This is a genomic window from Legionella sp. km772 (assembly GCF_003989735.1).
GTDB lineage: Bacteria > Pseudomonadota > Gammaproteobacteria > Legionellales > Legionellaceae > Legionella.
In genome coordinates this window covers 1-10,386 of record NZ_RZGQ01000101.1, presented here as the reverse complement: position 1 = coordinate 10,386, position 10,386 = coordinate 1, and the positions used below count along the sequence as shown (strand labels likewise).

The window sequence follows — 10,386 nt, the reverse complement described above, 5'->3', positions numbered from 1 at the left end:
AATATGACTTTACTCAGGATATTGAAGAACAGGATATATTGTTTGATATGGACAAAATATTAGCACTTAAGGTCGCTTAACTATCTCATTGCCAGTTTGGGCTGGATATGCGGTAAAACCCTACTATGTTGTACTCCATTATATTGGATTGAAAAACTACAAGAATAAGGATTATTTTGTTTTAATTCTGTAATATAAGCCTGAAAGATATCAGGTGTAATTCGTGTAAATACCTCCGCTGGTTTTTTATTGTCGGAGTTTGCTAATGAGCTGGTAACAAAATATAAATAACTTAATAATTCTTGGTTAAAAGTTTTGGGATCTGCTCCTCGCCCAGAACTATGGTTATTTAAATATGCAAAAAATAGCTGGCTATCATTTTCCAATTCACTTAATGATTTACCCATTTTTTGCTGATCATCAGCATGTATTGTTTGGTTTTCAGCAAAGGTATCTAAAAACATGCCACTCGCATCTGGTCCTGGGCCTGTAGGTATAGAATTAGAACCATTATATTTATAGCTGTATTCGGGAAGAACAATAAAGGGTATATCATTCAAGGTAGCTAATCTTTTTGAGGCAGAACAATCCTTGTCGACAATCATTGGCCCATAAATAATGGCCTTAGGATCTGATTGGGCAATCTCCTCTCTAAGGTGCCAAGAGGGGGGCATTTCCTCAGATTTTCCCTTTTCTGTATGTATAATACGTACATTTTCTGCACCCACTTTTTCTTTTAATGCCAGCACAAGACTTTTATCTTTTAATGATACATCACCCATATCGTTGAGGAGAATAACAAAAGGCTGATCATTTTTTTGGTTTCTGTAAGCATCAATCATTTTATCGACAAAAGATAAATCGCCCATAGTACCTGGCTCAATAGGAGATAAGATAATAATAGGTTTTTGCTTAGATATTTTACGCATGTTAGCTCCACAAAAGTTAAGAGTTCATGGGTAAAATTTAAGCACTCAGGGATTAGGGCTAGATTAATCAGGTTATTATAAATCTGTTGGGGGTATGCAATTTATGTTTTGCCCGCCACCAAATAATAACGTTAGTGAATCAATATATTGGCTTTACTTGCACTAATTAGTTGGTTTTTTTTCAAATTGAGTGGAGGACCCTTTTAGTAATGGTTTATTTTTTATTTTATTAACACTCGCACAATCAGATAATTTCTCGATAATTTATCCATTAAAGTATACTATGTATTTTTTTGTATTATTTTAAGTTGCGTATGAATAATATAAGATCTGCTAAAGATGATCTGGAGTTAATTAAAAAAAATAGAACTGTTCATCACAATAGTTTTTTCAATAGTAGGAAAAAATCTATTTTTGAATCCAAACTCGCCCAGTTAGTATTAAGCTATAAAAAACTGTTTATAAGTGAAATAAATAAAGTCTCTCAATTGATTTTGCCCGATCTTATTAGACTCGCTAATACCATTAGCGATTTTGAGTATTCAGAAAATAAGAATTCTCTTTGTTATAAATTTCATAAGCATTTACTCTTATCAAGCGATGTAAGGCTTTTTTATAAAGTAGACATGGATAACAGCAAGGTTTTTTATACAAAGATTACCAATGATTTAAACAGCCTTGCACCGGAAACTTATTATAAACAGTTAGCCATTCAGCGGGTTTACCTTATTTTTTTTATTAATGGCGGCGTGGCTCGTCCTGAGTTAGCACAAGCGTTGCAAGAAGGATGGTCTTGTGTAGATTTAAACCAATTATTTGGGGATACCTTAAGCTATCGTGGACAGTTATTTATTAATAATCTGCGAACTAAAAGAGTATTTAGTTATTTTAAAACATCTCAGAATTTAGGTATTTTAGCCCCGGAAGAGTACCAAACCTTGGATGAAACTGATAAGACCCTCTTATGTTGTACCATGCCAGAGCATGAGAAAGGGATGTTTTTATACCAAATAACTACAAAAGGTAATTTCACTAATGCTGGTATGCATGTATATGATATGCCGCAATTATGCGGTCCTTCTGGTATGACCGCAATGCGTTTGGCACTTGCTAAACAAGCAGGCCTAAGCTCTTGCGAGATGCAACTGTTTGACTTTTTTGTCGGTTTTTATACCATCGCAATGGGAGCCCACAGTTTAGATGAAGTATTTAGCATAGGGAAAGGTAGGTACAATGACTATCAACGTGGTAATTATGAAACAATTATTCCTAATACAATCAAAACTCATGATAATTTTCAAGAGTTATGGAGCGAAATAAAAGATTTATATCGGGAATATCATTTTCCCTTAAATGACAAGGACCTCGTTGCTTTTAAACTCTAAGTGAGTTTATTGGGAATCTAAAAAATGTTCCAAAACGGCGGGCGGTTTATTCCCCATTAGCTTGCTTTTCATATTATTCTTAAATGTGACCGGCACGCCTGTTAAAACAGTACCACAAACCTGTGCAAATTTATCATTCATCATTTGGTAAAAGATCCAACCCGCATACTTTTTTTTATCGGAAACCTGCTTGTAAATGGGTAGAAATGCTTTGCAGTGGGGACACCATGATGCATGAACTAATAAGACTGTTTTGGGCATTGCTAAAGCCTGACAATCACGGTTAGTGAATGGTTGTAAGTTTGCAAAAGACCAGTGGGGTAGAGATATTGTCAAAGCTATAATAAGCGTTTTTATTAGCTCGAGCATTTTAATTTACTATCTATATTTAGAGGTTCGATAATAAGATATAAGCTGGTTCCCTGCAACCAGGGAACAATCTGAAAGGAGTTTTAAATACTCAGAATTTAAAAAAACCTTCATAAGACTTATTATCAGCTTTATAATAATTATTATCGACAGCATAAAGATGACAATCATTAGCGTACTTTGCGCAAGTCTCTAAGGCTGTATTTTGAGCTTGGTTACTAGATGAGCTTCCTGATATCCAACCATAACCACCTCGAGAACTTACCGCAAAAGCTTTATAACTTGGGCTTTTTAAGTAGTTTAAAAATGCCCGTCGACCTTCAGAAGATAATTGCTCAGGGGGTTGAAGACTCTCTTTTTTAACTAAGCTATCGTTTAAGGCATAGAGATAACATCCCTTGCCGTATTTCATACATGTTTGCAAAGCGTTATCCTGAGCTTCTTCATCAGAATAGCTACCAGAAATCCAGCCGTAGGCCCCAACGGCATTGACTGCGAAGCCTTTATGAGGAGGACTTTTCAAATAATCTAAAAAAGCGCTCTTACCCTGATGGGATAACTGTTGAGGAGCAACTAAATCAGCAACAGGGGGTAATGGGAGCATGGTTTTAAATAAAGGTAGAGCTAGTTTTTTTAAATAATTATCGAGAATTGGGGTCCAGACCGGTATGCCAGCGGTTGAAAATAAATAGTGGCCTTCGTTGGTATAGCTTGGTGCTTCAAAAAGGATAGCCTTACCGCCACTACTGTCAAAGGCTGTAAGAAATTTTGCAGCTAGGGCAGGATTAAAAAAATGATCATTTACTGAATAAACCCATAACATGGGAGTAGAGGAGCTTTTGCCTAATACACGGAATGTATCGATTAATTTATCTTCTTCACATACATTATTATCAGAAACAGAACCCCGTCCGGCAGCAAAAATAAGCGCGCCAACTAATCCTTTTGGGGGAAAATAAGCAATAAGAGCCAAGCTTGCAAGGCCGCCTGCTGATACGCCAACTGGTAAAACATAATTCATATCAAACTGGGGTTTTGTAGCAAGATAATCAAGGGCTACATGGAGGTCTTTTGCATCTTCATAAACCGTAGAATTATAAGAAGTACCCTTACAAAGATCGCTTTTTGCAGGGAAGTGCCCGCCAGAATGACCATAACCTCGGCGTAATACAACGGCAACAGCAAATCCCCGCCGAGCAAATTCTAAGGCTGTAGGAAGAAAAGAAATCGCACTCAAGGTTTTCCTATCGTGCAAGTCTCGAGCCGTTCCATGGCTAATAATTGCCAAGGGATGTGGGCCTGGACCATCAGGCCATACCAATAGGGTTTCTAATCCTTTATCACCCGCTTCAGTCATGGGAATGGTGGTTTCTTGCCAAAGAATGCCCTGAGCGTAGCTATAATAGCTAGAGATGAACAATAAAAAACTAACCAAAAAGTAAGAGCGATTTTTTATCATAGGAATTTTATTTCAGTAAATTTTTATACTGCATAAAATAGTATTGGTAATCAGATTAGAAAATAGCAAGATTTTTGCAAAATATTTCTCCGTGCTACTCCATTAAATTAATTTTGTTTTGGATAGAGAAATATTTACTTTTATAAGGACTATAAAGTGAACTATTGGTTCATCTTAATTTAAGAACGAGGAGTGATTTTTACTAGCTCAGTATTGTTTGAACGGTAGCTTTTTTCTCCATTCCCTCTATCAGTGGGGCAATTAAAGGAGCAAATAATTCATCCTTACATTTTTGTAGTTTAACTCGAGTTTTTTCATTGGCAGCTGCATGGAAGTCAGCTGAATTATGTTTTTCATAACAATCCAGCAACCATTGCAATTCTTTCTTTGATAGGGGGGAATAAAAAAGGGAAGCAAAACGCGATGGAGGCTTTAAAACTGCAATTTGCTCGCTTAATTCTCGGGCAATGTTTGCACGTAAAGCTTCGATTACTGTGGGTGAGGCATGGTGTTCAATGGCGGATTTATATAAGGCAATTGATTGCTTATAAGTCATTAACTTAATAAATCTAACTTGATTTACCTCGTCTAGTGAGAAAAATAGGGTAAGGGATTTTGGCTCAGTTAAGCAATTTGTTTCTCCAGCGACTAAGCACAGACGCAAAATATATAGCTCTTGATCAAGAGGATCAACAAGGCAAAATTGCCTTAAGGCGGTAAAAAATTCAAGTATAGCGTCTGGGCTTGGGCGTCTTTTTTTATGATTATCACCCATGCTTAAAATGAATTCTTGCACTAAACGGGCAATAACAGGAAGAGGTTTTTTTTCAAAATGAGTAAATAAACCTTCAGCAGAAAAAGTGATAGCACGAAAGCCTTTGATTAGTTCAGCTTGTTCTAAATGTTTATGGCTATCTCTAAAGGCCATAATTTCTTTAAAAGGATTGTAGGCTCCAAATAAACTTAATAAAAGTGGGCTTAAAGCAAAAAAATCACTAGATTCGGAATAGTGCCCGTCAAGCACTTCTAAAGCAACATGCTCAGGAGTACCTTGGATGAGTTGCGGGGTGCTGGTTATGGGTTTTGCATAATCCATATCGAGATAAAAAACGTCTATTTTTGTTTTATTCTCGGCATCAGTCTTGATTCGTATTTTAATATTTTCGCCTTTAATATCCCCATGCACCACCGGAATACCACTGCTATTTCTATAATGTAAATGATTGAGTCCCAAAACTAATTGCCAAGCAATGTCTACCGTCTCAAGAAAACTTAATTTTTTTAACTGGGCATTGTCTTTATGATCAGGATGAATATGGATACCATCCAGATACTCCATGATAAGCACATCTCGTTCATCAATAGTAAAAACTGCAATTTTGGAGGCATAAAATTGATAGGGGGATGGGTGCTGTTCCCCATCATAAAGCTTTATGGCCACAGGTTTATCTGCCTTAATTTCCAACTCTTCTTTTTTTAAGCGAACAGGCTTTAAATGGCTTTGCTCAGCTCTAAGTATCGTACATTCATAACCTTTGTAAACGCTTTCGCCTAACTCATCAGAAAAATCGCAGGCGTAATTTACTATCACTCCATTTTCTTGTTGTACAGGAAATAGAGTCCAGAGAGGGGATGGCTGTGCTGCTCCCATAAAAGTAGCCTTATTTAAAGATAATTACAGGATGAAGGTGGTGGATAATTATACCCTTTAAACCTGTTAATACTATATGAATAGTAGTATTTTGTTAAAAAAAAGCAAAATGTGCGCAATTTAATTTGAATACTATAATTTAGATATCATACTGGACTGAAATGCAACTCATTCTTAAATGATGCTGTTACACAAAGTCAAAACATCTCGTTTTGGCATTATCATTAATCTTTAAAAGGAAGAGACATGATATCTGAACGTGAGGTAACGAAAGCATTGGAAGCTGAGAAAAAAAAGTTGATTATTGGGCTCTATTTACAAGAAAAATTTAAAGAAGCTTATAATCCTGCTTGGCTAGACAACATGGAGAATTATGCCCATTTAGAGTCTGCCATCGATTTTTTTTATAAGTTAAATAATGATAATTTAAATATTATTGCTATTGGCAGTGAAAATGAAGACACCCGCCTGAATCATATTAGACAATTTAAAAAATTAGAAGAACTACTTGATAAGTTAGTTGTTTTAACTGGTGATTCCCCCCCCATTGCTACCGCGTTTAAGGCCAAAGATGCGGCCTTAGCGGGCATAGAGCTTAACCAAGCACTAGAAGGGCGCTCCTTACGGGATTTACATGCTCAAAGCAGCAATTTGGGTATAGCTGAAAAACTCCTTAATGAGGAGTTAGGACAAACTGAATGGTTAGGGGAAGTGGATCTTGAGCGAATGCTCATCAAGCTTGGTATTAAGGACAGAACACATATTGCCCGTTTAAATGCTGAAGATATTGGCATGATCCTGCATTTCGAACGGGTGAAACACGCTGATGCTGTGGAGCCTTACACTATTCCCTTACTGATTAATTGTGGCAGTAGTGGCTCTTTACGTAGCCAAGGATCCCATTGGACCTATGCCATGGTGACCGTCAATCCCATTACCTCGTCAGTTACTATTGATTACCAAGATTCAATGCCGCTTTCTGGAACCGAACAAGCAACGCTCTTAGATGCAATTAATTATCAAGATGGAGCCTATAGTGCTTTTCCGACTTATGTCAATAAAGTTGCTAATGTAGCTAGCAGTGGTTTACAGCGAGATGGATGGAGTTGTGGTTATAGGGCCTTGCATGGTTTGCTTAACACCCCTAGTTTTCCTGTAGATGGCGGCGTTAATCTAAGTCCAGAATGGATGCAATTTGTTGGCACTGAAACAGAGTCTATTGCCTTACGAAATGTTGTATATCAACAATTATTAAGCAGTTTAGAGATTGATCCTGATTATTTTGTAGCGATGGCACTAGATGAGCAAATGGTTAAGTCATCAACCGGTGGGACAAGCTATGAGTTAAATGGTGAATTTACTGAACACTATTTAAAACTTTTAAGTGAACCGCAGCAAAAAGAAGTGCTAACCACTGATAACTTTGCTGAAGAATATCGAAATATTTTAGATCAATTAAACAAAACTCGAGTCAGCACCGCACGAGACGACTCCCTTGCTCGACTAGGGAAAAAAGTCAGTGAAATAAATACCAATACTTCACTAACCTCCGATGCAAAACTTATGGCTATTCTTAATGTCCTAGCTACTGAACATGCAGAAATTTTAAAAACGATGGGAGGAAAGGGCAGCGAATTAGGTAAAGTTCTGAGTAGTTTCTGCCTTAAAAATTTCGGTGTGGTCTTGGGAAAAGATCCTCTATATACCATTCAGCCAGGTGGTTTAACAGCGCGCGTGCTTAATCAATTACTTACAGTACAGGTAAAAAAATCAGAGGAAGAGGCATTGTTACCTCCGGTAAAAAAGAAAGCATCTGAGACCCCCCAAGTTTCTATTAGTGCGCCAGTCATAGGAAATGCAAAACCTACCCCCAAAATAAGCCCGTCTGCTGATTCGATAAAAAAATCGCGCGGAGATCTAAGCCAGCCAACATTAAGAATAGATAAGCGATTGACTCGTTTAGGAACTATGTTTGGCACTCATCAATTTTGTTATGCCAATAAACCAGGTGGCGTAGAACCAGGTTTTAGGGCAATCGATTTAAATGCAGTTTTTTTTAAAGAGCTGGATATAATTTTAGATAAAAACTTATCGGCGACAAGCAAGATCTCTCAAGAGGAGAAAATAGCTTTTACTCGGTTAAGAGAACAATTGAGTAGCGCTGATCTAGGTGGAAAGCGCGTATTGTTTGCAAAATTCGTCCATAGCCAAATAGGCGGTCCACATGCAGGTGATCGCCTAAATAACCAAATGCAGTGGTTATGCGATGAAATAAAAGCAAGTGTTGCTAAGAACAATGCCTTAAGTGCTTGGATGTATAAACTTGATTATGCCGATGGACAAAAAGACAGACTTAAAGCCAATAAAGAGGCGATAAGAGAATTCGTTGGGACGCGTTTGGCTGGCATTTTTAGCATGGACAATCAAAAACAAGAAATTGCATGGGTAAAAAATGGGGAAAAAGGAATGCATGCCTTATTGGCCTGCGGCTGGAAAAATGGTTTACAAGAACTAACCCAGTTTCTTCATGGTGGTGGGGAGCCTGATTATAATGGTGTATTGGTTGAGGATAAAAGTGAAAAAGTTAAACGCTCAAAAATTATACCTGGTTTAGGCAGAAATTTAATTTTTGGTATTGCTATTGGCGATCGTGACGGTATGGGGAAGGATGCGCAAAACAAAGGCTATGCTGACGGTAAATTTTATGGTTTTGACTATGGTAAACCCTATGAGGGCGATGGAGTTTGTGCCTCGTTGAACGATGATTTTTCTTTTGTTGATAGTTTTGCTAAAGCTCCCGCATTATTTAGAAGCTCTTCCAAAATTGGTTTTGCCCGTCACTATATGTATCGCAACTACAGTACCTTTTACGATACTCCCTTATCAGAACGTATGGAGGGATTTCATCTGCTAAGAAAAATGATCACCGGTGAAAACCCCAGCGAAGAGGTTATAAAAAGTTTCCCTGGTTTAAGGCAAGAATTACATCGAATCCAAGAAAATACCCCTACACCTCCTGATATGGTAAACCAGTTGAGGGACATGAATGCAGCTTGCAATCCAAGGAGCCCCATTAAGGCATTGATAGATAATCAAATTCTACAGTTATGTTCTGGGAAATTATCAAATTTTGATTTGTATTTTACTAAAATGAAAATTGATCTAATGGATGTAGCAATTAAAAATAATATGCCATACAAAGAGCTGTCTGATTATTTGAAGTTTATTGATGATATGGCTTTGCAGGCGCAAAAAAGTAATCAGTTAATTCTTGCAAAATTTGAGCAACGACAGTTGTTAACTAAACCAGAAATAGATCTTCTGGATAAATTAGAAAAAATATTTTCGCCCACTGCTGTAATGTCACATGATGGGACTGTCTTTTTAAATACAATGCGGTTCGATCCCATGGAAGCTCGCATCCCTTTTCAATTAAAGAGAGAGGAAAATGGAACTTATACACTAAGCACTACAAATGAGGGCATTGCGCGTCAATTAAAAGATGAGTTAAATTTAACTGCGGTGCGAAACAGTGCTGGATTGAGCTGTAATTTAACTCAAGAAAACCTGTTAAAATTAATGGCTGCTGCTGAATTAAAATATCATCAGAAAAGAGATGATTTACTAGCAAAACCTAATTGTCAATTTATTGCCCTGCCAGGTTTAGTAGAAGTATTAAACAAAAATAACAGTTCTGAAGCTGATAAAATTAATCTTGGCTTTTTATGGCGTGAAGATGATAGCTTATCATTAAAAATCATTGCTAAAACCGAAGCACAAGTTTTAGTCATAGAAGAACTATTGGGAAAAAAAATTGCCCGGAATAAGGAAGCTATTATTGAAATTCCTACTGCCAAAATTAGCGAACTAAACCGTGCTATCCACGCAGCCCATGATTTAAGTAAAGTTAAATTGGTTGAACCTGAAGTCTTACCTCCTACAGTTACTTACCACCTTGCGGATATAGCTTTATCTAAATGGGAAAGAGTGCATCAGCGCGATGCGCTTGAATCTCCTACCACAGTACCCTTGGTTGAACCACTTGTCAGAAGGATGGCGACCCTTATCTCTGATGATAGGGTTTTAGCGCAAGTAAGTGATGCGATTTTTGAAATAGCGGATCCCGCTGTTATTGAAAAACTGATGAGTGCGAATGATAAAACGCTCGCTGATCCCGAAAATATAAAAGCCATTATTGAAGAGCGCATTAAAGATATTAAAGAAATTAGTGAGGAATTAACTATTACTACCCAGACTCCCGTGGATAGCAATACAGCGCAACCTATGATGTGAACATGATTAAAAAGCTTAACTTCCCCATAATGAAGAGGTTTTTTATTGAAAATAGTGTCAGAAGGGTTTTCATTATAAACAATATTTTAACTCTCTACTGCGCGCGCTTTTTTAAATTCGATATTTCTAAATAAAGATATGGTATATATATTCTTGAGGTGGACCAGTAGGATTTAAAATAATTAACTCATGTTACGCACATAAACTTGTAGTTTGACTAAAAAGCATTAGAATTCCGCCCTTAATTTTAGGGAGGGAATTAAATGGATATGCTTGATCTTTATAGTGATTATTTGATTT

At 37.0% G+C, this 10,386-nt stretch carries 6 protein-coding genes; 2 read left to right on the top strand and 4 right to left on the bottom strand.

All coding sequences use genetic code 11. The features are described from left to right. Window positions 1–80: 80 nt before the first annotated feature. Complete coding sequence (locus ELY15_RS10510; protein WP_127099766.1) at window positions 81–929, bottom strand: hypothetical protein; 849 nt, start codon at window positions 927–929, stop codon at window positions 81–83. A gap of 314 nt (window positions 930–1,243) precedes the next feature. Here ELY15_RS10510 and ELY15_RS10505 point away from each other — a divergent pair, with 314 nt between their 5' ends. Beyond that, complete coding sequence (locus tag ELY15_RS10505) at window positions 1,244–2,314, top strand: hypothetical protein (RefSeq protein ID WP_127099764.1); 1,071 nt, start codon at window positions 1,244–1,246, stop codon at window positions 2,312–2,314. A 6-nt stretch (window positions 2,315–2,320) separates the two neighbouring features. Here ELY15_RS10505 and ELY15_RS10500 read toward each other — a convergent pair whose 3' ends face one another. The 3 genes from ELY15_RS10500 to ELY15_RS10490 all read right to left on the bottom strand — a co-directional run bounded on the left by ELY15_RS10500 (window position 2,321) and on the right by ELY15_RS10490 (window position 5,793). Further along, entirely contained in the window at window positions 2,321–2,683 is a 363-nt protein-coding gene (locus tag ELY15_RS10500; RefSeq protein ID WP_127099762.1) for a thioredoxin family protein, read from the bottom strand. A 91-nt stretch (window positions 2,684–2,774) separates the two neighbouring features. After that, the gene (locus tag ELY15_RS10495; protein ID WP_127099760.1) at window positions 2,775–4,142 is read right to left on the bottom strand and encodes a DUF4189 domain-containing protein; all 1,368 of its coding nucleotides are present in this window, start codon (window positions 4,140–4,142) and stop codon (window positions 2,775–2,777) included. 202 nt (window positions 4,143–4,344) lie between these two features. Further along, a complete protein-coding gene (locus ELY15_RS10490) occupies window positions 4,345–5,793 on the bottom strand; it encodes a protein kinase (RefSeq protein ID WP_127099758.1) in 1,449 nt (482 codons plus the stop codon). A gap of 246 nt (window positions 5,794–6,039) precedes the next feature. On the opposite strand from ELY15_RS10490, the gene ELY15_RS10485 reads away from it, so the two are divergent. Beyond that, on the top strand, window positions 6,040–10,086 hold the full coding sequence (locus tag ELY15_RS10485) for a hypothetical protein (protein WP_127099756.1): 4,047 nt from the start codon (window positions 6,040–6,042) through the stop codon (window positions 10,084–10,086). Window positions 10,087–10,386: the final 300 nt, after the last annotated feature.